This is a genomic window from Marinagarivorans cellulosilyticus (assembly GCF_021655555.1).
Classification (GTDB): domain Bacteria; phylum Pseudomonadota; class Gammaproteobacteria; order Pseudomonadales; family Cellvibrionaceae; genus Marinagarivorans; species Marinagarivorans cellulosilyticus.
Genome location: NZ_AP023086.1, coordinates 4,969,214 through 4,994,889 on the forward strand (window position 1 = coordinate 4,969,214; position 25,676 = coordinate 4,994,889).

The 25,676-nt window shown below is 46.8% G+C and carries 23 protein-coding genes and 1 tRNA gene; 14 read left to right on the top strand and 10 right to left on the bottom strand.

The genetic code is table 11. The annotated features are described in order from the left end of the window. Positions 1–16: 16 nt before the first annotated feature. On the top strand, positions 17–2,278 hold the full coding sequence (gene pbpC / locus MARGE09_RS20195; protein WP_236984941.1) for a penicillin-binding protein 1C: 2,262 nt from the start codon (positions 17–19) through the stop codon (positions 2,276–2,278). Positions 2,279–2,920: 642 nt separating this feature from the next. On the opposite strand, the gene MARGE09_RS20200 is transcribed toward pbpC, so the two are convergent. The 5 genes from MARGE09_RS20200 to def form a co-directional block, all read right to left on the bottom strand. Beyond that, positions 2,921–4,369: a TrkH family potassium uptake protein gene (locus MARGE09_RS20200; RefSeq protein WP_236984942.1), complete on the bottom strand. Its 1,449-nt coding sequence runs from the start codon at positions 4,367–4,369 to the stop codon at positions 2,921–2,923. A gap of 47 nt (positions 4,370–4,416) precedes the next feature. Continuing rightward, a complete protein-coding gene (gene trkA / locus MARGE09_RS20205; RefSeq protein WP_236984943.1) occupies positions 4,417–5,817 on the bottom strand; it encodes a Trk system potassium transporter TrkA in 1,401 nt (466 codons plus the stop codon). A gap of 78 nt (positions 5,818–5,895) precedes the next feature. Further along, a complete protein-coding gene (rsmB, locus tag MARGE09_RS20210) occupies positions 5,896–7,242 on the bottom strand; it encodes a 16S rRNA (cytosine(967)-C(5))-methyltransferase RsmB (RefSeq protein WP_236987423.1) in 1,347 nt (448 codons plus the stop codon). Between the two features lie 2 nt (positions 7,243–7,244). Continuing rightward, positions 7,245–8,213, bottom strand: coding sequence for a methionyl-tRNA formyltransferase (gene fmt, locus MARGE09_RS20215; protein WP_236984944.1), 969 nt, complete (start codon positions 8,211–8,213; stop codon positions 7,245–7,247). 41 nt (positions 8,214–8,254) lie between these two features. Further along, positions 8,255–8,758 carry a peptide deformylase gene (def, locus tag MARGE09_RS20220; protein ID WP_236984945.1) on the bottom strand — a complete coding sequence of 168 codons (504 nt, stop codon included), beginning with the start codon at positions 8,756–8,758 and terminating at the stop codon, positions 8,255–8,257. 170 nt (positions 8,759–8,928) lie between these two features. Here def and MARGE09_RS20225 point away from each other — a divergent pair, with 170 nt between their 5' ends. From MARGE09_RS20225 to MARGE09_RS20265, 9 genes are all read left to right on the top strand, one after another. Further along, the gene (locus tag MARGE09_RS20225; protein WP_236984946.1) at positions 8,929–9,942 is read left to right on the top strand and encodes a LysM peptidoglycan-binding domain-containing protein; all 1,014 of its coding nucleotides are present in this window, start codon (positions 8,929–8,931) and stop codon (positions 9,940–9,942) included. Positions 9,943–10,029: 87 nt separating this feature from the next. Next, positions 10,030–11,172, top strand: a complete 1,143-nt coding sequence (dprA, locus tag MARGE09_RS20230; protein WP_236984947.1) for a DNA-processing protein DprA — start codon at positions 10,030–10,032, stop codon at positions 11,170–11,172. Positions 11,173–11,231: 59 nt separating this feature from the next. Then, positions 11,232–11,308 (top strand) — tRNA-Arg (locus MARGE09_RS20235). A gap of 73 nt (positions 11,309–11,381) precedes the next feature. Continuing rightward, the gene (locus tag MARGE09_RS20240; protein WP_236984948.1) at positions 11,382–11,759 is read left to right on the top strand and encodes a hypothetical protein; all 378 of its coding nucleotides are present in this window, start codon (positions 11,382–11,384) and stop codon (positions 11,757–11,759) included. A 37-nt stretch (positions 11,760–11,796) separates the two neighbouring features. Then, on the top strand, positions 11,797–11,982 hold the full coding sequence (locus MARGE09_RS20245; RefSeq protein WP_236984949.1) for a hypothetical protein: 186 nt from the start codon (positions 11,797–11,799) through the stop codon (positions 11,980–11,982). 194 nt (positions 11,983–12,176) lie between these two features. Further along, positions 12,177–12,986, top strand: coding sequence for an ATP-dependent zinc protease family protein (locus MARGE09_RS20250; RefSeq protein ID WP_236984950.1), 810 nt, complete (start codon positions 12,177–12,179; stop codon positions 12,984–12,986). A gap of 3 nt (positions 12,987–12,989) precedes the next feature. Continuing rightward, the gene (locus tag MARGE09_RS20255; protein ID WP_236984951.1) at positions 12,990–14,492 is read left to right on the top strand and encodes an inactive transglutaminase family protein; all 1,503 of its coding nucleotides are present in this window, start codon (positions 12,990–12,992) and stop codon (positions 14,490–14,492) included. Continuing rightward, positions 14,492–15,457, top strand: coding sequence for an alpha-L-glutamate ligase-like protein (locus MARGE09_RS20260; protein WP_236984952.1), 966 nt, complete (start codon positions 14,492–14,494; stop codon positions 15,455–15,457). The genes MARGE09_RS20255 and MARGE09_RS20260 overlap by 1 nt, the downstream gene beginning before the upstream one ends. Positions 15,458–15,501: 44 nt before the next feature. Next, on the top strand, positions 15,502–16,107 hold the full coding sequence (locus MARGE09_RS20265; protein WP_236984953.1) for a thioredoxin family protein: 606 nt from the start codon (positions 15,502–15,504) through the stop codon (positions 16,105–16,107). A gap of 116 nt (positions 16,108–16,223) precedes the next feature. On the opposite strand, the gene MARGE09_RS20270 is transcribed toward MARGE09_RS20265, so the two are convergent. After that, positions 16,224–17,351 carry a phosphoethanolamine transferase CptA gene (locus tag MARGE09_RS20270; protein WP_236984954.1) on the bottom strand — a complete coding sequence of 376 codons (1,128 nt, stop codon included), beginning with the start codon at positions 17,349–17,351 and terminating at the stop codon, positions 16,224–16,226. Between the two features lie 617 nt (positions 17,352–17,968). On the opposite strand from MARGE09_RS20270, the gene MARGE09_RS21665 reads away from it, so the two are divergent. Next, complete coding sequence (locus MARGE09_RS21665) at positions 17,969–18,580, top strand: acyltransferase (protein ID WP_275068737.1); 612 nt, start codon at positions 17,969–17,971, stop codon at positions 18,578–18,580. Positions 18,581–18,768: 188 nt separating this feature from the next. On the opposite strand, the gene MARGE09_RS20280 is transcribed toward MARGE09_RS21665, so the two are convergent. The 4 genes from MARGE09_RS20280 to MARGE09_RS20295 form a co-directional block, all read right to left on the bottom strand. Beyond that, complete coding sequence (locus MARGE09_RS20280; RefSeq protein ID WP_236984955.1) at positions 18,769–19,467, bottom strand: MBL fold metallo-hydrolase; 699 nt, start codon at positions 19,465–19,467, stop codon at positions 18,769–18,771. 100 nt (positions 19,468–19,567) lie between these two features. Further along, on the bottom strand, positions 19,568–20,377 hold the full coding sequence (locus tag MARGE09_RS20285; RefSeq protein WP_236984956.1) for a sulfite exporter TauE/SafE family protein: 810 nt from the start codon (positions 20,375–20,377) through the stop codon (positions 19,568–19,570). A 17-nt stretch (positions 20,378–20,394) separates the two neighbouring features. Continuing rightward, positions 20,395–20,931, bottom strand: coding sequence for a rhodanese-like domain-containing protein (locus MARGE09_RS20290; protein ID WP_236984957.1), 537 nt, complete (start codon positions 20,929–20,931; stop codon positions 20,395–20,397). Between the two features lie 11 nt (positions 20,932–20,942). Next, complete coding sequence (locus tag MARGE09_RS20295) at positions 20,943–21,251, bottom strand: ArsR/SmtB family transcription factor (RefSeq protein WP_236984958.1); 309 nt, start codon at positions 21,249–21,251, stop codon at positions 20,943–20,945. 225 nt (positions 21,252–21,476) lie between these two features. Here MARGE09_RS20295 and MARGE09_RS20300 point away from each other — a divergent pair, with 225 nt between their 5' ends. Genes MARGE09_RS20300 through MARGE09_RS20310 form a run of 3 tightly spaced genes read left to right on the top strand, consistent with a single transcriptional unit; the run spans position 21,477 to position 25,646 of the window. Then, a complete protein-coding gene (locus tag MARGE09_RS20300; RefSeq protein WP_236984959.1) occupies positions 21,477–22,004 on the top strand; it encodes an RNA polymerase sigma factor in 528 nt (175 codons plus the stop codon). Then, positions 22,005–23,018, top strand: coding sequence for a FecR family protein (locus MARGE09_RS20305; RefSeq protein ID WP_236984960.1), 1,014 nt, complete (start codon positions 22,005–22,007; stop codon positions 23,016–23,018). It abuts the gene before it with no gap. 12 nt (positions 23,019–23,030) lie between these two features. Next, a complete protein-coding gene (locus MARGE09_RS20310) occupies positions 23,031–25,646 on the top strand; it encodes a TonB-dependent receptor (RefSeq protein ID WP_236984961.1) in 2,616 nt (871 codons plus the stop codon). The last annotated feature ends 30 nt before the right edge of the window (positions 25,647–25,676 follow it).

A 25,676-nucleotide genomic window follows, 5' to 3' on the forward strand; every position in this document is an offset into this window, starting at 1 on the left:
GCTATTGCCGCTGCCTATGCCCAATACCCAAAGCGATTTTGCCCGTGTGGTTACCGACCAACACGGCGAGCCTTTGCGGGTATTTGCCGATGGCAACGGGGTATGGCGCTACCCGGTAACCCAACAAGCGGTTTCGCCACTGTATTTACAAGCATTAATTAATTATGAAGACCGCTGGTTTTACCAACACCCAGGGGTAAACCCTTTGTCATTAATTCGCGCTTTGGGCCAATGGTTAATGACCGGCGATGTGGTGTCTGGTGGTTCTACCATTACTATGCAAGTCGCCCGTATACTGGAGCCGCATTCGCGCAGTTTATTCGGTAAGTGCTGGCAAATGTTCCGCGCTTTGCAATTAGAATGGCAATTCGATAAAAACCAAATTCTAGAATTATATTTAAATTACGCGCCTTTTGGCGGCACCCTAGAAGGCGTACAAGCGGCCAGCTTTACCTATTTTGGTAAATCCGCGTTGCAGTTAACCCACGCCGAAGCCGCAATGTTGGCCGTATTGCCACAAGCCCCATCGCGCCTGCGGCCAGACCGCCACCCAATGCGCGCCGAAAAAGCCCGCAACAAAGTATTAAACCGGTTAGCCGCATTTAAGGTATGGCCCAATAAACTTATTCAAGAGGCTTTTGCCGAACCGGTTATCGCGCAATTTAATTCACACCCCAAAATGGCCCCGTTATTAGCGCGCCGTTTAATTCAGCAATACCCCACACAACAAACAATAAAAACAACCGTTAACCGACAACTGCAACGCAATTTAGAGCGCACTGTAAAGCAGTATATTCACACCTTTCCAGAGGGCACATCGGCTGCTGTACTGGTATTAAATAATCAGAATCTAACGGTGCAGGCTTATGTGGGTAGCGCCGACTTTAATAATAACGCTCGTTTTGGGCATGTCGATATGGTTAGCGCAATTCGCTCGCCAGGCTCCACTTTAAAGCCATTTTTATATGGCATAGCCTTGGACCAAGGCTTAATTCACGAACAATCACTGTTATTAGATGTACCCAGCGAATTTGGCCAATACAAACCCCAAAATTTTAATCAAGGTTTTAGCGGGCCTGTATCGGTGCGCGCTGCCTTACAACGTTCATTAAATGTGCCTGCGGTGCAAGTATTGGATGCGCTAGGGCCAAATGCATTTTATGCCCATTTACGCTCCGCAGGTATTAAGCTACATACCGTTAATAACCAAGCGGCAAATTTATCGCTAATTTTAGGCGGCGCAAGCACTAGCCTAGAGGATTTAACACAAGCGTTTGCCATTTTTGGCCGTGCAGGTTTAACGCAGCCCATCAGCTATTTAGCGGCATCGCCATCACCCCACAGTACTAAAAATAATAAAAGCCCCAATCAAGCGCGCAGAATATTATCACCCGAAGCGGCGTGGATTACGGCCAATATTATGGCGGGCGCTTCGCTTTCACATTTTGAAACAAGACGAGCCATTGCAACCAATACCCTTGAAATACCCTTTAAAACCGGCACCAGTTATGGCTTTAGAGACGCATGGGTACTGGCTAGCACTAAAGATTTAACCTTTGGCATTTGGGTAGGCCGGCCAGATGGCACGCCATTAACCGATAATTACGGTCGCCAAAATGCCGTACCATTATTGCGCCGCGTACTCACATTATTACCTGCGCAGCAATTAACCCTTCCCCCTAAACCCAAAAACGTCACCCGCAATACTATTTGCTGGCCTTTAGGTACATTAAAATTATTACAAGACCCCAACTGGTGCATGCGCGAAAAAAGCGCTTGGTTAATAAACCAACAAGCCCCCGCCAACACCCTAGCCGACCCACTAGACAGCTACTGGGCTGGCAATTTAATTAAAGCCCAATTAAATGCTAACGGCGAACAAACCAACGCCCAGTGCGCGCAACCAGTACACAGCATAAAAACCTTTGCTGTATGGCCCAGCTCACTAGAACTATGGCTACCGCAAAAATGGCGCCGCACCAATGTATTACCCCCATGGGCAAGACAGTGCCAACAAACATTGGCACTACAAAAATTAAAAATTAACGGTATTAATCCTAACAGTACTTTAACGCCAAGTTATAACGGCACAAGCCTGCCAGAAATTACAGCCACAACTACGGGGTTTAATGGCAAGCTGCATTGGTTTTTAGATGGCCAGTGGCGAGGCGAGGGGGATAGCTTTACATTATCAGGTTTAGAAAATGGAAGGCATAAGGTGAGTGTTATTGATGGTGCTGGTCAGATGGATGAGGTCGTTTTTAGTGTGATGGAGTGATGGGGAGAGCAGTGCGGCAAAGAATTTAATGAACAGCATGAAAAAGACGGATCGACGAAATGCCAAAGCTTTAGCGGGAGCTACGAAGTATATTGGGAGCAAGGCAAACGATACTAAAAACCAGCAAGATGATTCGGCCGTCCATTCAAGGGGCGCTGCGCTCGCATGGAATTAAGGTGATGTTTTATTGCGGTGGCACCTTGTCGAGGGTGCACACGTACTTTTAACACTCGGGCGAGATTGCGCGCTTAAGCCTTGAGGGAAATCCCTAGAAGAAAGAAAGGGGCCCGCGAAAGCAAAAGTGGCAATCGCTCGTAAATTGGCGATATTGATGTGGAAGCTTTGAAAAAACGAAAAAACATTTATCGCATTCCCATAATGATTGACTCTTTTTAACGGCGGTGCCCAACCGTTAAGTTTGGAAAATGGGTTAATCAGGATGAAGTATTATCAAGCTCAGTCACGTAGACCACGACATTTGCTTGGGATTCGATCCCGTGCAGGAGATGATTGGCTACGTGCTCCGACTCCATCTTGTCGACACCTTGAGTGACCACGAAGAAAAGCCTGAAGCTTGATGATATTCTTCCACTTAGTGAAATTGGTCTTGACTGTTAGGGCCGCTTTAGAGAAGCACCATTATTAGCGGCGCCAGAACATCGGCGAGAAAAGAACCAGTAAGGTAAATACCTCAAGCCGCCCCAGCAACATCGCAAAACATAATACCCACTTAGCCGGCGTATTTACCGAACTGTAATTGGCTGCTACATCACCAAGGCCCGGGCCTAAATTATTAATGCAAGCGCCAACGGCGGTAAAAGCTGTGGTCACGTCTAGGCCGGTGCCCAATAAAATAAGCATCATCGCGACATAACAAATTACGTACACCGCAAAGAATCCCCATACGGCTTCCACTACGCGATCGGACACCGTTTTGCTACCCACTTTAATAGGGATAATGGCGTTAGGGTGTATTAAACGATTAATTTCGCGAATGCCCTGCTTAAAAATAAGCATAATGCGGATCATCTTCATGCCGCCACCGGCGGAGCTTGCGCAACCGCCCATAAAGGCAAACATAAAAATGAGGTAGGGGAGGAATGTCGGCCACACGGTAAAGTCTGCTACGCCAAAGCCTGTTGTGGTAAGGATAGAAACCAACTCAAAGCTACCCACCAAAAAGCTACTCGAAAGATTATAAGTATTGGTGTAATACAAATACCCAATGGTAATACTTAGGCCGAGCAAAATCATGGTGAGGTAAAAACGGCATTCGGGGTCGCGCCAATAACTTTTAATGGAGCGGTCCCGCCACACAGTAAAGTGCAGGGCAAAGTTAATACCCGATAAAATCATAAAAATAATAGCAATAATATAAATGGCTTCGCTATTAAAAAAACCAATACTGGCATCGTGCGTGGAAAAGCCACCAATGGCCACAGTTGCATATGCGTGGCCAATTGCATCGAACAAACTCATACCCGCTGCCCAATACGCTAGTGCGCAAGTTACGGTAAGCGTAAGGTAAATAACAAAAAGCGCTTTGGCGGTTTCGGTAATGCGGGGGGTTAGCTTGTTATCTTTAACTGGGCCTGGTGTTTCTGCACGATAAAGCTGCATGCCACCAATACCAAGCATTGGCAAAATGGCTACGGCAATAACAATAATACCAATGCCGCCTAACCACTGTAATTGCTGCCGATAATACAAAATAGATTGCGGTAAATAATCTAAACCTACTATTACCGTGGCGCCGGTGGTTGTTAAGCCCGATAACGCCTCGAATACGGCATCGGTAATACTAAGGCTAGATGCAGCAGAAAAAATAAAGGGTAGCGCACCAAACAGCGCTAGCACGGCCCAGAATAAAGCCGTTACTAAAAAGCCATCGCGGGTACGCAATTCTTGTTTGATATTGAAAGTAGGAAACCATAATACCAAGCCAGTAATTAAAGTAATGAAAAAAGCCATCAAAAAACTTAGATGGCTTTTGTCGTGATACCACAGCGATACCAGCGTAGGTGGCACCAGCGTAAGGCTGAATAACATCAGCAATACACCTAAAACTTTTGCAATAATCGAAAAGCGCATTCGCCTTTACCTTATTCGGTGTAACCCCTTACGAAAAAACTGCAGGGTTAAAAGAAAGTAAATCCTACTTGGAACAAGCGTTCAATGTCGGGGGTAAAGCGTTTATCCACCAAAAATACAATCACGTGGTCGCCAGACTCAATGACGGTATTGTCATGGGCAATAACGACATCGTGCTTCATTTTACCGTCGTCGGTTTGCGTTTCGCGCACAATGGCGCCAATGGTTGCACCTTCGGGCAGGTCGATATCCTCTACCGCACGCCCCACCACTTTAGAGCTTTTATTATCGCCATGGGCGATAACCTCGATAGCCTCGGCCGCGCCGCGCCGTAAAGAGTGGACATTCACAATATCGCCACGGCGCACATGCGTAAGCAAACTACCGATGGTGGCTTGCTGTGGCGAAATGGCAATGTCTATTTCGCCGCCTTGTACTAAATCCACATAAGCCGCATTGGCAATAAGCGTGAGCACCTTGCCGGCACCTAAACGTTTAGCCAGCATAGAAGACATAATGTTGGCTTCGTCGGAATTGGTGACAGCCAAGAAAACATCACAGTCCTCTATGTTTTCTTCCACCAATAAATTGCGATCAGAGGCGCTGCCTTCGAGCACAATGGTTTTGTTGAGCTCGGCCGATAAGAATTTGGCACGCTCGTGATTGTATTCAATAATTTTTATGGAATAGCGCTGCTCTAAGTTTTTAGCCAAACTAAAGCCAATATTACCACCGCCAGCAATTACTAAGCGCTTGTAGGGGCGGTCTAGCCTTCGTAGCTCGCTCATTACTGCGCGTATATCGGCGCGTGCGGCAATAAAAAAGACTTCGTCATCGGCTTCTATCACCGTCGAGCCGGTAGGAGTAATCGCGCGGTTACGGCGGTAAATGGCCGCCACGCGGGTATCTACATTCGGCATGTGTTTACGTAAAAAGCGTAACTCTTGCCCCACTAGCGGCCCTCCGTAATACGCCCGCACCGCCACTAACTGCACTTTACCTTGAGCAAAATCCAATACCTGCAAAGCGCCAGGCTGCTCGACAAGGCGAATAATATGCTGCGATACAATTTGTTCCGGCGAAATAATGACATCCACCGGCATGGCCTCGTTACAAAATAAGCCGGGGTACTGAACATATTCTTGCGAACGCACGCGGGCAATTTTGGTGGGCGTATGAAAAAGGCTATGGGCAATTTGGCAAGCGACCATGTTAATTTCGTCATCACTGGTGACGGCAATTAATAGGTCGGCATCTTCAATCCCCGCCCGCTGCAATACCTCAGGGTGAGAGGCATGGCCAACCACAACGCCTATATCGAGGTGGTCGCGCAAGTCGCGCAGGTAGTTTTCGTTTTTATCGACAATGGTAATGTCGTTGGCTTCGCTAGCAAGGTTAGAAGCCAGCGTGCCCCCAACTTGCCCCGCACCCAAAATGATAATCTTCATTGGGAGTTATCGCTCATGGCGTTTATTGTTGCCCAGTTTAGTCACGCAATTAACCTGCGTGGTCGACGCATTCGTAGCTTATGCAGCGTTTGATTTACTTAAAATACAATAGTAGAAGCCATCGTGCCCGTTTTCTTGCGGAAACAATTGGCGACCTACCGGCCGTTCGGCACCCCAAGCCACATCCGTAATAGAAATATGCTGCGCATCGGGGGTTGCGGCTAAAAACTTTTGCACACTTTTTTCGTTCTCGCGCGGCAATACCGAGCAAGTGGCATACAGTAAACGCCCACCCGGTGCCAGCGTGGGCCATAGCGCGGCCAGTAATTGTTGCTGTAATTCGGCCAGCTTAGCAATATCGTCTGCTCGGCGCAGTAACTTGATGTCGGGATGGCGGCGAATAACACCAGTAGCCGAGCACGGTGCATCCAATAATATGCGGTCGAATTGTGTGCCGTCCCACCATGCGCTGGTATCGCCCGCATCGGCAACCTTAAGTGTCGCATGCAACCCCAAACGGGCTAAATTTTGGCCTACCCGCTCCATGCGTTGGCCATCAACATCAAGGGCTACTAGCTCTGCTAGTGCGGGCTGGTGCTCAAGAATATGGCAGGTTTTGCCGCCCGGCGCGCAGCAGGCATCTAGCACGCGCTGCGCTGGCGCTAAATCTAATAGGTTTGCACACAGCTGGGCGGCTTCGTCCTGCACCGCAAACCAACCTTCGTTGTAACCGGGAAAGCTTGTAACATCCGCGGCTTTGGTTAACGTCAGGGCCTGCTGGCTGTGCGCATTCAAATGGTGTGGTAGATCAAACTGCGCGGCGTAATCGGCACGGTTAATATGCTGCTGGTTAATGCGCAAGGTAAGCGGTGGATGCTGATTATTGCCGGTAAGAATAGCCGGCCAACTTTCTGGCCAGGCCTTGCGCAGCATATTAATTAACCACTGTGGATGCGCGTAGATGTACTGGTCTTCCTTGCTGTAAGGCGCAGGAGCCGCGGATTCGGCGGGCTCTACCCGTTCGCGATTAAAACGCCGCAACACACCGTTGAGTAACCCCGTAGCCCAATTTTTCTTGAGGGCTTTAGTCGCCTCAACCACCGAGTTAATCGCGGCGTGGTCCGGTATGCGGGTATGTTCTAACTGGTAAAAGCCCAAATACAACAGCGCGGTAATTTCGGCTTCTTTCGCCTTGATGGGTGTGCTTAACAGGTGCTGGGCGACTATTTCGTACCGCGGTGCGTAACGCGCCACACCAAAACATAGCTCTTGCAGTAAACCTTGATCCCGCTCGACAACCTCTGGGCTATATTGATTCAACGCAGCCGTGAGCGATTGCCCCTTTCGCAAGACAGCCGCCAACACTTTTGCAGCGGCTATGCGCGTATCCATCGGCTTTTTTGCAATGGGCTTATTAGGGGGCATATTCAAGCGGCCGGCGCCCCTTCAAATTGCAAGCCAACGGCCAGTTTATCGGCCATGCCATTAAGTAAATCACGCGCTGGCATAGCCTTTTTACCCGGCATTTGCAGCAAGCTTACGGCAATAGCGCCATCGGTAGTGGCAATGTGTAATTTATGTTCAGCATGGCTAATAATTTGCCCGGCACTTGCGCTAGAGGTTTTGCTACTTTGGGCGGCCGAGAAAATGCGCACGCGCTCGCCAGCCAGTAAGGTATAAGCCACAGGGAACGGGTTATAGGCGCGTATTTTGCGCAAAATAGTCGCCGTGCTTTGCTGCCAATCAATCGCGCCCTCTTCTTTACTCAGCTTGTGGGCATAATTGGCTAGCGCGTTATCTTGTACTTCGGGCTGCAGCTTGCCCTCACATAGCTGGTCTAGCGTTGCCAGCAATGCATTGGGGCCTAGCGCAGCTAATTTATCGTGCAAACTGCCGGCAGTTTCGTCTGCAGCAATGGGGCAAAACACTTTGTGCAGCATATCGCCAGTATCTAGGCCAATATCCATTTGCATAATCGTAATACCCGTTTCGGCATCGCCGGCTTCAATGGCACGTTGAATAGGTGCCGCGCCGCGCCAGCGAGGTAAAATCGAGCCATGCACGTTCAAACAGCCATAGCGCGGGGCATCAAGCACCGCTTGCGGCAGCAGCAAACCATAAGCCACAACAATCATGACATCGGCATTGTGGTCAGCCAGTATTTGCTGTTGCTCTTCCGACTTTAAGCTTTGCGGCTGAAAAACAGGAATATCCGCCGCTGTTGCCACCTGTTTTACGGGGCTTGCTTGCAGCTTTTTGCCTCGCCCTGCTGGGCGGTCGGGCTGGGTATACACTGCCACTAGGGTGTGGCGGCTGGTTAATAATTGTTGTAAATGCAGGGCGGCAAAGTCTGGCGTACCCGCAAAAATAATACGTAACGGTTTATCGGCAGACATAACGTCGTCTCGAAAAGTAATAGTGGAACCTCTGTGTAAAATTAGGCGCGCTTAGCTTGCTTTTGCAGCTTACCCTTAATGCGGTTGCGCTTGAGGCTAGAAAGGTAATCCACAAAAAGCTTACCGTTGAGGTGATCCATCTCGTGTTGAATGCACACGCCAAGCAGCCCATCGGGGGTTAAAGTGAATTCTTTACCGGTTTTATCCAGCGCTGTAACCCGCACGTGGAGCGGCCTCTCGACACTTTCGTAGAAACCGGGCACACTTAAACAGCCTTCATCGTAGTTTTCTTTTTCACCATCGAGCACTTCAATGCTAGGATTAATAAAAACGAGGGGCTCATTTTGCTTTTCGGAAACATCAATAACAATAATTTGCTCGTGGATATCTACCTGCGTTGCCGCCAAACCAACACCCGGCGCGGCGTACATGGTTTCGAACATATCGTCTACAATTTGACGTACACGATCATCAACGGTTTGAACAGGGGCTGCAATTGTGCGCAGACGCGGATCGGGGAATGTAAGTATCTCTAACTGTGCCATTGGCCTTTGTGACAAACCTCTAGTAAAAAGGTAAAGCGCGCTGTTAACATAGCGCGCACAGGATAGTTTGTGGGCAATGTGGGCCTGTAACACCAGGCTGTCAACCCCTAAGCAGTAGACTATTATAACGGTTAAAACGTCCAAGGGCCGACACTGACGGGAACAATAATATGAAAAAACGCATCTTGGGATTACTTGGCGCTATCGTACTAGCGACTCAGGTCAATGCTGACGAAGTCCAATTACGCGCCGATTACCCAGACCAACACGTGGTAGTCAAGGGCGATACCCTTTGGGATATTTCCAATACCTTCTTGAATACACCTTGGATGTGGCCGGAGATTTGGCACGTTAACCCCCAAATTGAAAACCCCCACCTAATTTACCCTGGTGATATTGTTCGCCTCATTTACCTCGACGGTAAACCGCGCATCGTGATTGATCGCGTTGTGAAATTATCGCCGCAAATGCGTGTTATTGACGAGCGCGAAGCAATTGCTTCAATTCCGCTCGACCGCATCAATAACTTTTTGTCGCGCAGCCGCGTTGTCGACGATGGCCAGCTTGAAGCCGCACCTTATGTGGTATCTGGCGAGAACAAGCGCTTACTTACCGGTGAAGGCGATCGCGTTTACGCCCGTGGCGATTTCGACGCCAGCATTGCCGCTTACGGCATTTACCGCAAAGGTCAAATCTATAAAGACCCACAAACCGGTGAAGTGTTAGGCGTTGAGGCTACCGATATCGGCTCTGGCCGCATGCGCGCACTCGACGAAAGCGTAGCGACTTTAGCCCTTACCCGCTCTACCCAAGAAGTTCGCATTGGCGACCGCTTGCTAGAAGACGAAGAGCGCACGATTGAATCTACTTTTTACCCATCGGCACCCGACGTTGATGTTGATGGCGAAATTATTGCGGTAGAAGGCGGCGTAAACCAAGTGGGCAAAATGAGCGTGGTGGTGCTTAACCGCGGCCAGCGCGAAGGCATCAAAATTGGTAACGTCATGGCAATTTACAAGCGTGGCGGCGAAATTCGCGACCGCATTAAAGGCGATATGGTGCAACTACCTGACGAACGCGCTGGCCTGTTAATGGTATTTCGCACCTTCGAAAAATTAAGCTTGGGTTTGGTATTGGAAGCAGAGCGTCCGCTTTCGACTAAGGATAAGGTTAAAAACCCCTAAGTTAAGCCACATTTAAAAACATAGCTGCGTTATAGCAGCTTTAAACAGCGGCTTTTGCCGCTGTTTTTGTATGGAGCACACGGAAGCATGCACCTAACCCCCACAGAACAACGGATGTTACTACAGCAATTACCGCACACAGGCGTAGCTGCCCATTGGCGGCTGCTGGAGCACTACCCAAACCTAACCAACGCTTTCGCCGCACCGGCGCAAGACCTGCGCAAAATATTGCACAGCGATGCCGTAAACTGGCTGCTCGAGATTCAAAGTAGCGGTGAAGATCACCCCGCACTTCGCCAAATTCGCGCCAACCAAAACTGGCTTGAACAGCGGCATATTCACATCGTAGATATCGACAGCGACGATTACCCGCTATTACTCAAAGAAACCAAGCGCGCGCCGCCATTATTGTACGTGTGGGGCGACCCTACCCTACTCAACCTGCCACAAATTGCTATCGTCGGCAGCCGTAGCCCCACCGCAGGCGGGCGCAACAATGCGCAAAACTTTGGCCAAGGGCTGGCCGCTGCGGGTTTTACCATCACCAGTGGTTTAGCGTTAGGAGTTGATATTGCCGCCCACCAAGGCGCCTTAAAAGCCGGTGGCAAAACCCTCGCGGTACTGGGCACAGGCATTGATCACATTTACCCCGCACGCCACGTGCATACAGCCGAGCAAATTGCCTCCAGTGGCGGCGCTGTTATTAGTGAATTCCCGCTTGGCACTCGCGCACTGCCCAGCAACTTCCCCCAGCGCAACCGTATTATTAGCGGCTTATCGTGCGGGGTATTAGTAGTAGAAGCCGCCATTAAAAGTGGATCACTCATTACTGCGCGCTATGCGCTACAGCAAAACCGCGAGGTATTTGCTATTCCAGGCTCCATTCAAAACCCGCTTAGCCGTGGCTGCCATGCACTCATCAAAGACGGCGCCAAACTGGTAGAAAGCGCGGAAGACATCACAGAAGAGCTGCAAGGCATTTTAGCGTTTAAGCGCTCGGAAGTGGGCGTGGCGAAAGCGCCGCAGCAAGCATCGCTCGCGCTAGAGGGTGCTGAAAGCGCTAGCGAAGTACTTATACTCGAACAGCTGGGCTTCGACCCTGTACCGTTTGATACCCTTGCCGAACGCACACAAGTACCAGCCGGAGAACTCATGGCAACGCTCCTGACCATGGAGCTAAAAGGTTTAATCACCAATGCCGGCCACGGTTACGCGCGCGTTCGCAGTTAAACTGCGATGCCATGTAGACGAATTACAATTAGCACAGTAGAATCCTGCCTCAGATTTCTGCATCCGTAGCTCAGCTGGATAGAGTAGGTGGCTTCGAACCACTTGGTCGGGGGTTCGAATCCCTCCGGATGCGCCAACATTAAAAACCCGCCTACTTGGCGGGTTTTTACTATCTGGTTTTAGACCAGCCTCAACAAGCTAGCGTATTTATGCCTATCATCAAAGTTACATCACTGCCCTTTGAGAACCAAGATAGCGCTGCTTGGCCAGTGCAGGTGTGCGAGCACTTTGCCCGCAGTACTGAAATCCCTCTGAAGCATGTTTCTGTTGCATGGCAGCTATTACCCGGCGGGCACTACGCCTATGCCGGCGTTAAAGCACAATATCAACCACAAGACTCCCACCCTATTATTGCCGAAATAATGCTGCCAGATTTCTACGCACTCGATCGCGTAGAAAAAATTATCAACGCCGCAGTAGAAGCCATTAGCTTTGCCTCGCGCATGCCCAAAACCAATATTTTTGTGCAGGTAAATCGCGCGCGCTCTGGGGCGGTATATGACGAAGGGCGCATTGTGCGCTGGTAGCCCCCAAACACAGTGTGCTGCCTAGGATTTCCTTCGCATGAACCATAAACTACAGCTGCCCCAAGTAAACCGTCGCAACCCTATCGCTACTCAAGCTTTTAGCGCCGGCCTGCAGGCCAAAATATTACCGCTTTACTCTCTACTGCACCGCCGTAAACTAAGGCCCATTCGTCGGGCTATTGCTTGGGTTGTACAACGCCTACTAATTGCCATAGCACCATGATAAACAGCAATAGGGTAGGGTATCGCTAAAAATGCACTTTATACGCGCATCAGGATTGATATGACATCCGATATACTCGTAGACTTCAATCCACCTGACTACACAACCCAAACAAAGCGACTGTTTCACAGAGAATATAGAGAAGAGAAACACGGAGAAGGGACACCCACATCCGCTTTTGCAGGAGAGCCAACATGTTATTAAACGGTAAACTGAACGCAGCCGCGCTGCTCGCATTATTCTGTATCAGTGCTGGTTGCGCCAACCAGCAACACCAAGACAACCACAAAGAACAGTTGGACTGGCAAGCCATGCAATTAGCTCAGCACCAAGCCATGCTGGACTTCCATTATGCCGGTATAGAACAGTTACAGCAGCAGCAAGAAAGTATTAATGATTTACTCGAAGTTAACCAAATGCAAATGGCCGAGCTTCTAGAGCGCGTAAAAACACCACAGCAAAACATCCCCAAAACCGACAAACCCGCAGTAAAAAGCAAAAAAACCAAAGCAAGCAATAACGACGTACCTGCACCACAAAAAATGACGTTAGGGCGTGTAGAGTGGGTTTGGGTTGCCAAGCTACAAAGCTATTTAAAAGCGCGCATTGATACTGGCGCCAAGTCGTCGTCAATACACGCCAGCGATATTCAATATTTTGAGCGCGACGGCAAACAGTGGGTACGCTTTAACCTTTTTAGCCATAAAAAGACACGCAATAAAGCCGTAAACCTCACTAATGGTAAAGCAGCTAAGGCGTTCGAAGTGCCCGTTGTACGCACTGTAAAAATCAAGCAAGCCTCTGCCGAGGGGCTAGAAAAACGCCCCGTCATTAAGTTGCGTGTTCGCATTGGCAGCCATGAAGATGACGCCGAATTTACCTTAACCGATCGCGGCAATATGCTGTATCCCATTTTACTGGGGCGCACATTTATGCAAGACGTTGCTGTAGTGGATGTAAGCCAGGTTTTTGTTCATAAACGCTTAAAAAAAGCCAAGGAATAATACATGGCACGCCTCAATACCCAGCTGCCCTATATCGTCGTGCTTCTAATGATTATTGGTTGCGCATTAATTGGCTTTAGGCACTGGGTATCGGGCATTCCTTTTTTACCCGGTGCAACACAAACCATATGGGCCGTAGAGGCCACCATTGAATTCGAAGCCGATGCTGGCCCTATTCAAGCCTCCTTTACCCTACCTAGCGACCGCGCCAAATACATTCGCGTTAAAGAGCGCACCGCCAGCCCCGGTTTTGGCTTGCGCTTTGTTGAAGACGGGCAAACCCGCCGCGCCGAGTGGTCCATACGTGAAGCCCGCGGCAAACAAACCCTGTATTACCTGACCGAGCTTAAAGTTGCCGATAACCCAAACGCTAAAGCCCCCGTTAAGCCAGAAATAGAAAAAACCCGATTTTTAGGCTCTGTTGCCACTACCGCGACTGCGATACTCACCGCGGCACACCAAACCTCTATTGATAATTTTTCGCTTGCGCGCGAGCTAATAAAAACCTTTAAAACACCCAACGAACAAGCGCAGCTGCTGCTGCAAAAATCAACGGCTAGCGACCGCATTGTAGAACTACTAATGCTAGCTGATGTGCCCGCCCGCGAAATCGACGTATTAGTTTTAAAAGATGGCGGCAGAAAACAACCCTTGCGCACATGGATTCAAGTTTTTGATGGCAACGATATTGCCTACTTCGACCCAACCGGAAAATACAATCCCGAGCAAATAGAATGGCTTATTTGGGAGCAAAACGACGACGCCGTTATTGAGCTTATTGGTGGCCACGGTGCAACCATTGGCTTTTCTATGCTCAAAAAACAAGTGCCGATTATTGCCCGCCTACAAGAGCCAGAGAACCAAGCTGGGTTATTAAATACCTCTATCCACAGCCTACCGCTAAGTGAGCAATCGCTATTCAAAGGCATATTATTAGTGCCAATGGGCGTATTGTTAGTAGTATTTATGCGCATACTTATCGGCCTTAAAACCAGCGGCACCTTTATGCCTGTATTAATCGCCCTGGCCTTTATGCAAACCAGTTTAGTCACTGGGCTTATCGGCTTTTTGCTGATTGTAGGGGTTGGCTTGCTAATCCGCTCGTACTTATCCCGGCACAATCTTTTATTGGTCGCCCGCATTGCTTTGGTGATTATTTCTGTCGTACTCATTATGGCGCTATTTTCTGTATTATCTTTCCGCTTTGGTTTATCTGAAGGTTTAAAGCTTACCCTGTTCCCCATGATCATCCTTTCTTGGACAATAGAGCGCATGTCCATTTTATGGGAAGAAGAAGGCGCCAAAGAAGTATTGCGCCAAGGTGGCGGTTCGCTATTTGTCGCCATTTTGGGCTACCTTATAATGAGCAACGATTGGGTTCAGCATTTAACCTTTCACTTTTTAGGCCTTCAGTTTATTTTTATGGCCCTTGTATTGTTGTGTGGTAGTTATACCGGCTATCGCTTATTAGAACTTAAGCGCTTCCGCAGTTTTACGGGGGGCTAATGTTTAACCCACTGCCGCTTTACCGCACCTATAAATCCCTAAAGCAAAAAGGGATTATGGGCATGAACTGCCGAAACATTCGCTTTATTAGCCGGCACAATAAGCGTTCGCTGTACCCCTTAGTCGACGACAAACTAAAAACTAAAAAGCTCGCCATTGCACACAACGTTAACGTGCCCGAATTACTGAGCGTAGTTAGCGAGCAACACGACATTACGCATATATTTAAAACGATCGAGGGCGCTCAAGGCTTTTGCATTAAGCCTGCACAAGGCTCCGGTGGAAAAGGCATTCTGGTTGTATTGCGCGGCGACGATGGTAGCTGGCAGCGCACTAACGGCAAAGCCTTAAGCAACCCAGAAATAGAACGCCATTTATCTAATATTTTAGCCGGCATATTTTCCCTTGGCGGCAAGAACGATGTCGCCATTGTTGAAGAATTAATACAAGTCGACCCTATTTTTCAGGCATTTACTCACCAGGGTGTACCTGATTTGCGCATTATTATTTTTCGCGGCTTCCCCGTAATGGCCATGATGCGCTTATCGTGTAACGAATCCAAAGGCAAAGCCAACCTGCATCAAGGTGCCGTAGGCGTTGGTATTGACATACTTAGTGGACGCGCAGTCAATGCTGTACAACACGGTAAACCGGTAACAATTCACCCAGATACCCAGCAGCCCTTAATCGACTTAGTCGTTCCGCAATGGCAAGATATGTTGCACCTAGCCTGCGCCTGCTACGATATGACGGGGCTTGGCTATTTGGGCGTTGATATTGTTTTAGATAAAGTAAAAGGCCCCCTGCTTTTAGAATTAAACGCAAGGCCGGGGCTTGCGATTCAAGTTGCGAATAATAGCGGCTTACTACCCAGACTTAGCGCTGTAGAAACAATTAACACCCCGCAAGATATTAATGCACGCCTCGATATTATGCGGGATGTACTGCAACGTATTAGCCATTAATTAATACAATCAACTCACCATTAATCCATAAAATAGGTTTACCCATGGCATTAACTGAATCTACCATGATGGCGTTACAAAGCGCTGCTCCCGACTTTACACTACCATCAACCGATGGTGGCTCCGTCAGCTTAAATGATTTTTCTGATGCAAAGGGCTTAGCCGTTTTCTTCATCTGCAACCACTGCCCCTATGTAATTCATATTGCCCCCGCACTGGCAAAAATCGCTAAAGAATATCAAACCAAAGGCATTGCTTTTGTCGCCATTAGCAGCAACGACACCGAAGGCTACCCCGCCGATTCATTCGACATGATGAAAGTAGAAAAAGAAAAACAAGGCTACAGTTTTCCTTATTTATGGGATGAAGACCAAACGGTGGCTAAGGCCTACAGCGCAGCATGTACACCCGACATTTACGTATTCGATGCCGACAAAAAACTCGCCTATCGCGGCCAGTTCGACGATACCCGCCCACACCGCATTTCGTCGGGCAATTACGATTCAGATAAAACACCCGCCACAGGAAAAGATTTATGTGAAGCACTGGATTTAATTGCCGAAGGTAAGCCCGTGCCCGAGAATCAAGTCCCCTCGATGGGCTGCAATATAAAATGGAAAGAAGGTAACCAGCCCGATTACTTTGGTTAATTGTGCACAGTCAATAGCGCCATGAATGCCCAGCACGGCCACTGCAGGGCATTCACTTATCGACGACCTTCCAATGAATATTATTTATTCCCATCGAAAAGTGACATCACATACCACTAACGGATATCCACAATAATGCGATCAACGATATTTAACGCTGTGGTTAGATTGCCTACATCCGAATAAATCTCACCAGTCTTTCCAGAATGATGACCATGCCCGGCCAGTGACATTGGGTAAATTTTAGTAGCGGATGAAAAATCTATTTCTACAGAATAAATAAGAGATGGTTGCGCGCTAAAACCATTACCCGAGTAAACGGGGTCATCGGGAAAGCTATCGCTGGCATAGTATTTGTTGTAATCAAAAGATTGATTGATCTCTAGAAAAATTGTATAGCGTTGTGATTTGGTGTCTTTAATATTTTGAGAGACAATATAATTATTAAACAGTGTAGCCCCAGTATAACCATCTAGTGATTGCACTTGCTCCCCATTAACTGCCGAATTAGATAAATTTTTACGATTTGTTTTATGTAGAAAAACCGGCAACGATTCAGGGCGATATCGATTGTTTTTAGCATTTTCATCATAACTTTCAGTAAAAGTGCTTTCAAACTTGAAGTCATCTTGGCTAAAGGGGTTAGACTTAAAAACCGTTGTTGAGTCTGCTAGAGCAACGGTATTTTTAAAGGTATTATCACCCACGCTGCGGGTTACGTATAAGGGCTGAACAAATGATCCGTCAGGCTTTTCCACCCATATGGCGTATTGAGGCCAATGGAAGTTACTCCCCTTTTTGAAATCTATTTTTATTTCACGCCCCATCCCAGGAGTCGAATTATCAATAATGTCGTAGCTTAAGGTGCTCGCTTGGGATGCCTCGCTTTGATCAGACAGCCTCATTGAAAGCCCCCACTGGTGAAACCGCTTAAACGGTTGAATTTCAATAATCGAGAATACCAACAAGCCAATGCTAAAGGCTAACGCGACCACAGGGGAGTAACCGTACTTTGACGAAGATAAGAATGAGCTTGGCGACAAGTAGCTTTTGATAGCTTTGAAATTATTAAACAAATGCCAAACCGCTAACGCTAAAAAGGAGAAGCCCACTACGGTGTGCACCAATGCAACCTTATTGCTGTAGCCCTTAAAGAACATTAAAACAGATGTGACAATAATTACGCCGAGGGTCATAAAAACACATACCGTTGCCAGTACGCGGCGATTGATTGGGCGGGCCATAAGTATCCTTTCTATACGATAATCAAAAGTTGTCGCGGTGTGACCTACTGCGTCGTGAATGGTTCGCAGCAAGCGTTAGCATAACCCAATATTTAACCCCTTAATAATCAAGACTACTCTTTACGCAGCACATTTTATGAATAAAAATGGCAATTACTTAAAAACCCATTAAATGTATTCATATGATAGCGTGGCGGACGTAAAGGCTAAGAACTGGAGAAAATTAGAGCGGGCAGCTACTATATTTATTCATGACCCCGTATAGGAGAATGGTTTAATTTCAGGATCGTGAAAATTTTTAGTGCGTTTTCGCAATACTTGAATACAACTCACTCGCAGCACCACACAACCCTCGCCCGGCTAGGGCTACCCGCATTATAGCTATTACAGAGCACTTTAACTCAGTACACTCGGTTGTGGTGAACTATGCCATCGGACAAATGCACGCATTATCACGATAAGTAAGCCCCCCTAGCTGACAAACATCAAACTGATTACTGCAATGAACAATACAATCAAACTCGGACTACTGAAACACGGTAACTATATGTAACGTCGCTGGGATTATGCAATACTAAGCGCAGATAAATACATTCACACCATCAACGGGTCTACTTATGTCCATACTCTCTCTCATCGTTAAAAAAATTGCATGGAAAACTGGAAAGTTTAAAGGCTTGTACTTGAAGGTTTGCAAGCCGAATGGGTTTGAATATGCAAATTATCTGCGAAAATGGGGCAACTACTATAGCATTGGAACAGACTGTTCAATCAAGACCTACACAAATATCACAGACACCCAATACGTTAGGATTGGCAATAATGTTCAACTATCTAATTGCAGTATATTTGGGCACGATGGCTCAATTAGCTGCCTTAACCGTGCCTACAACAAAATACTAGACCGCGTTGGCAAGATCGATATTCGTGATAATGTCTATATCGGGCATGGTGCAATTATATTACCAGGGGTAACGATAGGCCCCAATGCTATCATCGGTGCTGGCGCTGTTGTCGCAAAGACAGTTCCACCCGATTCGATCGTTGTCGGCAACCCAGGGAAAATCATTGGCTCAGTCGATGAGCTGGTTGGTCGCCTAGAGGCCAGCACTAAAGAGTTGCCTTGGTACAGTTTGCTCGAGCAGCGAGGCGTAAGCGGGTATGACCCTGAAATTGAGCCGGCATTAAAGAAAATGCGAATTGCGCATTTCTATAAGGACAGTAAGTAAAAAAATATCGGCCGAGCATACTCGTATCACAAAATTGTTCAAAGGCTTACGATCAGCAGTGATGCAGCTCATTATGCTCGGCTGTAATTTTGAGGACTACAGCGCGCGGCTACTTTGTACTATTTTGGTAACTTGGTTATAGTCCCCGCTGCCACCTTAGAAGCCTTAAACACAACTTGAGGCCTAGGCTAAACCAATTTCCCACACCGCTGATTCGCCGGCACTGCAACATCCATTAGCTTAGGGTTTGGCAAGTTAAGGTTATTCATAATATCGGCGTACTGCTGCGCATTAGTTACTTGTAATCGAGGGTTATTGCGCTTTTCTTCGCCTACCGTGCTTGTGGCCCAACCTTTATAGTCGTGGCCAGGGTAAATAATTGCATCATCCCCGTAGGCCAGCAGCTTATTAAAAATGCTGTGGTATTGCTGTAATGCATCGCCTTGTTGGAAGTCGGTGCGGCCGGAGCCGCGTATTAATAGTGTATCGCCGGTAAACAATAAAGTTTTGCCGCCGTCTTTTACCACAAAGCTATAGGAATCATCTGTATGCCCTGGCGTATGTATCGCGGTAATTTTTAGCTGCCCGATATTGACTACTTCTCCATCGTGGAACATTTGGCTTACACATTCGCTACGGGATTGCTCGCCCAACAAGGTTAAACATTGCGTTTTTTCTCTAAGCGCGCCCATGGCAGATACGTGATCTGCATGGGTGTGGGTATCTAAAACAGCCTTTAAATTTAAACCCAATTCTGAAATTAGACGCAAATAGTCATCTGTTTTTTCAACGACAGGGTCTATAAGTACAGCTTGCGCAGAAGATTCATCCGCTAATAAGTAGGTGTAAGTATAGCTCGCGTGATCAAATAACTGACGAAATAACATGCTTTAGACTCCTATAAAAATACAACGGACACTTCTAATTCTGAAATTTTTTAGACGATAGTAACGCCGCCTTTTTTACCACTGCAATACCGCATAATGCTTAATACAATGCTTGTATAACAGTAAACAATGAAACGACAACCAGCACAGTAGCAAATGTTTTTTGCAAAGCTGGCCCAGCAATATAGCGACTAAGCCACTGGCTAAATAACATGCCCACAAGGCTAGCTGACAAAACAGGAATTAACGGCAGCTGCGCCGGTAACCCCTTTAAAAGTAGATGGCTAATAAAGCCTGAGCTGCTAATAAGTGCGATGGCAAATAAAGAACTCGCTACAGCACGTCTCATTGATATGGAACTTAAGAATAACAATACTGGGATAATTAAAAATCCACCGCCAACACCTAATAGCCCCGACGCGAAACCAATGCCCAACCCCGCCACCAATAAACCAGAAATACAGCGCGGCTTTAACTGGAACTGCCCAGTAGCACTTAAGCGGCATAGTAATGGCGAGCTTTCTTCTACTGCTTGGCCTGCACGCACAAAACGCGTATATTCGGGAGAAAGCGTAGCTTGACGCCACATTTTTACCGCAATAAAAATCGCTAAAGCGCTAAACGCCAATAATAAATAAAGCTCATCTAGCATTAACGCGACAACTTTACCCAGTGGCGCCATTACCATGCCGCCAACTGCAAGCGCTAAGGCGGGCAACCAAAGCACATTTTTGCGCTGTAAAATCACACCATATGCCGCACTAGCTGCCACAGCGCCAAGTGCTAAGCCCATGGCATCGGTAGCGCTAATACCCACGAATAGCATTAGCATCGGCACTGCCAGTACAGAACCACCGGCGCCGGTTAAGCCCAAAACAATACCAATCACTAATCCTATAAAGGGTGCCATTACTGTACTCCGATTTTTTAGGCGCGTGCTTTATTCCAAGGCATGCGCGCCAAACACATTGCCATGCCGCAAGTATCGGTAATGCCTGCAAACATTAACCCCGCGCCTACAAAGGCCGAGATGCCATAACCATATGGCGTAATCCAAGTACCCAAAATAACACCGACAACAACCAACGCGCCTGCGGCTATCCGAACTTGCCGCTCTAAACTGATTGCTTTACCGGAACCACTTTTAACCGCTAGACCGCTGGCTTTTAGCGCATTTAAACCGCCCTCTATAATTACTAGCGGCCGGCCTGTCTTGCCTTGTAATTTTTCAACGGCAATTTCGGCACGTTTACCGCTTTGGCACAACAAATAAACCGGCTCATTCTTATGGCCTTTATCATCGAGCATTGCATTAAATTTTGCATCGCTAAGCTCTTGTACTGGCAAGCACAAACAATTATCTAGGTATTCTGTTTGTACTTCTGCGGCTGTGCGTAAATCTACTACTGTTGCACTGTGCGCTATTTTTGAAAACTCACTGGCTGATGTTTTTGTATGTGTCATATGTACCTCGATTAGGGGCAATAAATGTTTTTTAGGGTAGATATAATTTGCAGTACTTTTTCATCGGCTAGGCGGTAAAACACTGTTTGCGATGCTTTACGGGTAACTACAATATTTGCCGTACGCAAACGCGCTAAATGCTGCGACAGTGCCGATTGGCTTAAGGGCAAGCGCTCGTTAATTTCCATTACCGAAAGCTCACCCGCAACCAAGCTGCAACAAATCATTAAGCGATGGGTATTTGCTAACTCTTTTAACAGCGTTACCGCCTCGCCTGCATGCACGGCAAGTTGCTCGAGTGATATGTCTTCGTCTGCCATAGGGCTTCCTCTTTCCGTTTACATTAGTATTAGCTAATGTAAATAAATTAGCAATACCTAAATTAGCATTCACTAATATCTAAATTGCATAAGTGCCTCTTGCAGCACCTCAATATTGATATATACACGGTATGATGCACCCTAAAGGTTCGATCTTACGAGTTCATACGTTATATAGGGACACAGGTAGGCGGCAAGCCACCCACACCACCAAGAAGCGCGCGAATGGAAATATCAAACCACAAACTGAGCCAACTCTACCTTGAGCACAAGGAAGAGCTTCTGCGCCATGTGAGCCTAAAGTTCGCCCTAGAGCGCGTTCAAGCAGAGGATATCGTGCAGCAAGCCTTTGCCAAATATACATCCATTGCGCGTGATCAAGCTATTGGCAACCCCAGAGCCTATTTATTCAAAATGGCCAGCAACCAAGCGCTAGACCTATTGCGCCGGCAACAACACAGCGCACACCCATGCAACCACACCAGCGCCGCCGAAGATAGTGACGACGACCAGCTTAACGACCCCGCGCGCATTCACACAGCACGCCAAGCACTGCACACAATGCAAAAAGCGATGCAAGCTATGCCCGAAAAACGCAGGCACTTTTTGCAATTAAGCCGCTTCGAACACATGAGTAATGTTGATATCGCTAAGGGTGCTGGCATTTCTGAAGCTGCAGTACGCAAACATATTTCGCGCGCACTGCTCGATATTAAACACGCCATGGATAATCAACCATTGGAGGAGTATTAAATGGATGAGTTATCGCAACATCGGGAAAATATTAATGAGCAAGCGAGTGATTGGTTTGCACTGATATACCTCGCCAGCCCCTCTAAAGCAGAAATACTTGCCTTCGAAAAATGGTGCTCTGTTAAAGAATCCCATCGCAAAGCCTATCAAGAGCTAATTACACTATGGCATAGCCTACCAGAGCAAGAGGCCCGCACCGCGCCATTAATACCGCTGGAAACGCCCAACTTAGCCCCCCAAAAAAGAAAACACTTTCTTTCCCGCAGAATGGCGCTTTTCTTAGGGGCAGCTGCAGCATGCGGCGGAATATTTGCTGTTGCTACCATTCAGGCGCCGAATAAGAATGTGGTTCACTACCAAACCGCTATATCTGAAACTAGTCGCATAACGCTACCTGACGGAAGCCATATCGAGCTAAGTGGAAAAACACACATACAATATGCTTTTGATGGCAAGCGTCGTGTGGTTACACTTTATTCCGGCCAAGCTTACTTTGACGTTAATACCATTATTGATCAATATAATAGAAAAGTCCCCTTTGAGGTGATATCTGGCCCACTTAATATTTCCGTTGTTGGCACAGCCTTTGACGTAAAAAAACAAGGCGATAAAGCCACAGTAACCGTTGCAGAAGGTATCGTAAAAGCCCATACATTCTCAGCAAAAAGCACAAGAATTATAGCCGGCCAAAGCGTTTCAATCAGTTCAAAATCACCCGCTAAAAAATTCGTAATAAATGAAGTAGAGTTAAAAAATATTGCTAGCTGGCGCGAAGGGCGACTAGTGTATGTGGATGCCACATTGGACGAGGTAATGAGTGATGCGCGGCGATTTCATAACGGAGCAATTATTCTAGGCGATAGCTCCTTGGCCAAGCTGCGAGTGACAGCAACATTTAGAGCAGACCAAATTAATGAAATGGTAACAATGCTAGAACAACTGCTTCCGATTAATGTGTACTTAGAGCCTAATGGTCGAATTGTTATCTTGGAAAAGCATGAAAGCAAGACCTAAGAAATATATACCGTGAAAAAAACAATAAGCATTGTATTACTTTTAGCATTTACATTACTTACAGACTTTGACGCTATAGCCAAAGAGAATACACTGTATTTTAATATCCCAAAGCAATCGCTGGATCAAGCCTTAATTGCATTCTCTTTACGTACTAATATTATAATTATTGCCCGCCCCGAAAAAATTAAACATTTAGAATCCAAAAGTATTATCGGTGACTTTGAGGTAGACGATGCTTTACTTCAAATGCTTAGCAACAATAGACTTATAGCAATCCCCCAAAACAATGGCGGCTATGTAATACGTGAAAAAATCACAACACCAGAGCCACCACGTGATACACCGACAATAACTTCCCCCATACGCCATATTGATGAAGTTTTTGTGTATGGATTTCCCTTTGCATCAAAGCCATCTACGCCCACCAAGGCTGCTACAACATTTGATAATAAAATGCTGGAGAAGTACCAATTAAATTCATTGGGAAAGATTGGCGCAATTACACCCAACTTTACACCGGTTTCCGATGGAGAGGGGATGACCAACCTAGGCATCCGCGGCATAAAAAGCTTTGGTACTATAGAGGAAACTACCACGCCGGTAACGCTACACTATAACGGCGCCTATCTTTCGCCAGGCGAAACCGACACACTTTTTCTGTTAGATCTAGATGAAATAGAGATTCAACCTACACCGAACATTTCTGGCCAAGGGCGTGGCTCCGCTGCTGGCAATATCAACGTAATCTCAAAAAAAGCACAGTACAGTATACCTTCCACTACATTTCAATATGGCGCTGGCACTTACAATACTCGTTCCGCACAGTTTATAAGCAATATCCCCTATGGTGATTCATTCGCGTTACGTTTGGCGGGCGCCTACGATGCACACGATGGATACACGAGAAACATTTCGAATTATCCGTTAGAAAATCGTAATAGCTTCGATTTTATTAAAGCGGCCAATAACGAAGACCAAGACAACCTTAAACGACACGCCTTGCGTTTGTCTGCACGCCTAAACCCAACAAATACTACGACTATATCTGCGTTTTACGATAAGCATAAAAATACCAGTGACCCAACCGCATTTTTAGATCCCTTTTATATTGAAAAATATGAGCGTGCCGTCGTAACAGATTCCGATGTGGATAATAACAGCTCGCTCACAATAAGCGGGATAAACATTCAGTACAATAATACCAAAACTGCGTTTTCATACAGCTACAACCAATCACAGTTTTCACGCCACTATACACTCGATGTAGACTTTGGCAGGGGCGATACCTTTCAAGAATTTCGAACAGAAAAATACGAATCCGTTAAACGCAGTCACAATTTAGAAATTTATCCGGCATCTAGTGCAACAAAAAACTATTGGTTAATAGGCTTTCGAGCTGAAACTACCCATCACTTCAGCATTACAAGTAACGACACCTATCAACAACCGCCCAACCAACCAGCAAATGCTACGGGTTTTGTGTTAATCAACTCCTATAAAGACAACGATATATATGATGCCTATATGCTGCTAGGCCGCAACATTTCGAGCGCGACTCAATTATTCGCAGAATTACGCGCTACAACTAATACCATTAGTGCTTCCCCGGGAAGAGTCGGTTTTTGCAACCAAAACCTGTACAGCCCCAAAAAGAATAGCCTATCTATCAATAACCCATACTACACATCAGCGCTTTACAATATTGACGTAAATGATGAGATTATCAATATTGATGGCAACCCTTGTAGCGCATTTACTTTTGATGGCATAAAAGTAAAAAGTAAGCCTATTAGCTATAGAATGGGCATAGACCTAGCGCTATCACCTACGCTTAGTAGTAACGTGAGTTACAGCAAAGGCGCAAGACCAGAAAGCGACCACCAAATTAGCGACGCTTGGCAAAGCAGCCAAAATTTTGAAGCAAGCCTAATTGGAGATCTACTTAGCAAAACCTTCACATTCCAACTAACCGCGTTTAATAATATTCACAAAAATATGCTTGTACCATGGGGGGATGATGACGAGATTTCGGCAGTTACCCGCGGCCTTGAATGGCAAAATACATATATGATATCTGACAATAGCCAACTCGATTTGTCCGCGGCTTATCTATATACAAGAATTGGCTCGGTTGAACGAGTTGACTCAATATTCCCAGATAATAACGACTGGAATCCGCCAAGTAATGACCCAGATAAAGCCTCCGCAGGCGTAAAACAACTAGACGGCAACCAACTACCGTATGCGCCCAAATGGACTGCCACCTTGCGCCACATTCATGCATTTGAGTATTTACAGCATCGCTTTGAAAGTACGTTAGAAATTAGCGCGTACGATGATTATTATTTAGACATCTATAACAGAGAAAATGCAACCATCACTCAACCAGAGCATGAAGAATTCACAATTAGGTCATTATCCAAACAAGACGGGCAAGTAAATTTAAACGCAAATATAGAGTGGACACCTATGCGCGGCCCACTCTCATTTATGCTATCTGCACGAAATATTACCAACAACGACAAAAGAACATATATACGCGAAGGCTACTACGGTCCAAGTGGGTTTTCATCAAGCTATGCCTCACCGCGCACCATCGTCATTTATGCTAATTTAGAATTTTAATTCGGTTCGAAATAGATATTACATTCGTCT

Bases quoted from the DNA above. Each gene is read 5' to 3' on its own strand.
- pbpC (WP_236984941.1), top strand. From the start codon at position 17: ATGCCCAATACCCAAAGCGATTTTGCCCGTGTGGTTACCGACCAACAC.
- MARGE09_RS20200 (WP_236984942.1), bottom strand. From the start codon at position 4,369: ATGCGCTTTTCGATTATTGCAAAAGTTTTAGGTGTATTGCTGATGTTA.
- trkA (WP_236984943.1), bottom strand. From the start codon at position 5,817: ATGAAGATTATCATTTTGGGTGCGGGGCAAGTTGGGGGCACGCTGGCT.
- rsmB (WP_236987423.1), bottom strand. From the start codon at position 7,242: ATGCCCCCTAATAAGCCCATTGCAAAAAAGCCGATGGATACGCGCATA.
- fmt (WP_236984944.1), bottom strand. From the start codon at position 8,213: ATGTCTGCCGATAAACCGTTACGTATTATTTTTGCGGGTACGCCAGAC.
- def (WP_236984945.1), bottom strand. From the start codon at position 8,758: ATGGCACAGTTAGAGATACTTACATTCCCCGATCCGCGTCTGCGCACA.
- MARGE09_RS20225 (WP_236984946.1), top strand. From the start codon at position 8,929: ATGAAAAAACGCATCTTGGGATTACTTGGCGCTATCGTACTAGCGACT.
- dprA (WP_236984947.1), top strand. From the start codon at position 10,030: ATGCACCTAACCCCCACAGAACAACGGATGTTACTACAGCAATTACCG.
- MARGE09_RS20240 (WP_236984948.1), top strand. From the start codon at position 11,382: ATGCCTATCATCAAAGTTACATCACTGCCCTTTGAGAACCAAGATAGC.
- MARGE09_RS20245 (WP_236984949.1), top strand. From the start codon at position 11,797: ATGAACCATAAACTACAGCTGCCCCAAGTAAACCGTCGCAACCCTATC.
- MARGE09_RS20250 (WP_236984950.1), top strand. From the start codon at position 12,177: ATGTTATTAAACGGTAAACTGAACGCAGCCGCGCTGCTCGCATTATTC.
- MARGE09_RS20255 (WP_236984951.1), top strand. From the start codon at position 12,990: ATGGCACGCCTCAATACCCAGCTGCCCTATATCGTCGTGCTTCTAATG.
- MARGE09_RS20260 (WP_236984952.1), top strand. From the start codon at position 14,492: ATGTTTAACCCACTGCCGCTTTACCGCACCTATAAATCCCTAAAGCAA.
- MARGE09_RS20265 (WP_236984953.1), top strand. From the start codon at position 15,502: ATGGCATTAACTGAATCTACCATGATGGCGTTACAAAGCGCTGCTCCC.
- MARGE09_RS20270 (WP_236984954.1), bottom strand. From the start codon at position 17,351: ATGGCCCGCCCAATCAATCGCCGCGTACTGGCAACGGTATGTGTTTTT.
- MARGE09_RS21665 (WP_275068737.1), top strand. From the start codon at position 17,969: ATGTCCATACTCTCTCTCATCGTTAAAAAAATTGCATGGAAAACTGGA.
- MARGE09_RS20280 (WP_236984955.1), bottom strand. From the start codon at position 19,467: ATGTTATTTCGTCAGTTATTTGATCACGCGAGCTATACTTACACCTAC.
- MARGE09_RS20285 (WP_236984956.1), bottom strand. From the start codon at position 20,377: ATGGCACCCTTTATAGGATTAGTGATTGGTATTGTTTTGGGCTTAACC.
- MARGE09_RS20290 (WP_236984957.1), bottom strand. From the start codon at position 20,931: ATGACACATACAAAAACATCAGCCAGTGAGTTTTCAAAAATAGCGCAC.
- MARGE09_RS20295 (WP_236984958.1), bottom strand. From the start codon at position 21,251: ATGGCAGACGAAGACATATCACTCGAGCAACTTGCCGTGCATGCAGGC.
- MARGE09_RS20300 (WP_236984959.1), top strand. From the start codon at position 21,477: ATGGAAATATCAAACCACAAACTGAGCCAACTCTACCTTGAGCACAAG.
- MARGE09_RS20305 (WP_236984960.1), top strand. From the start codon at position 22,005: ATGGATGAGTTATCGCAACATCGGGAAAATATTAATGAGCAAGCGAGT.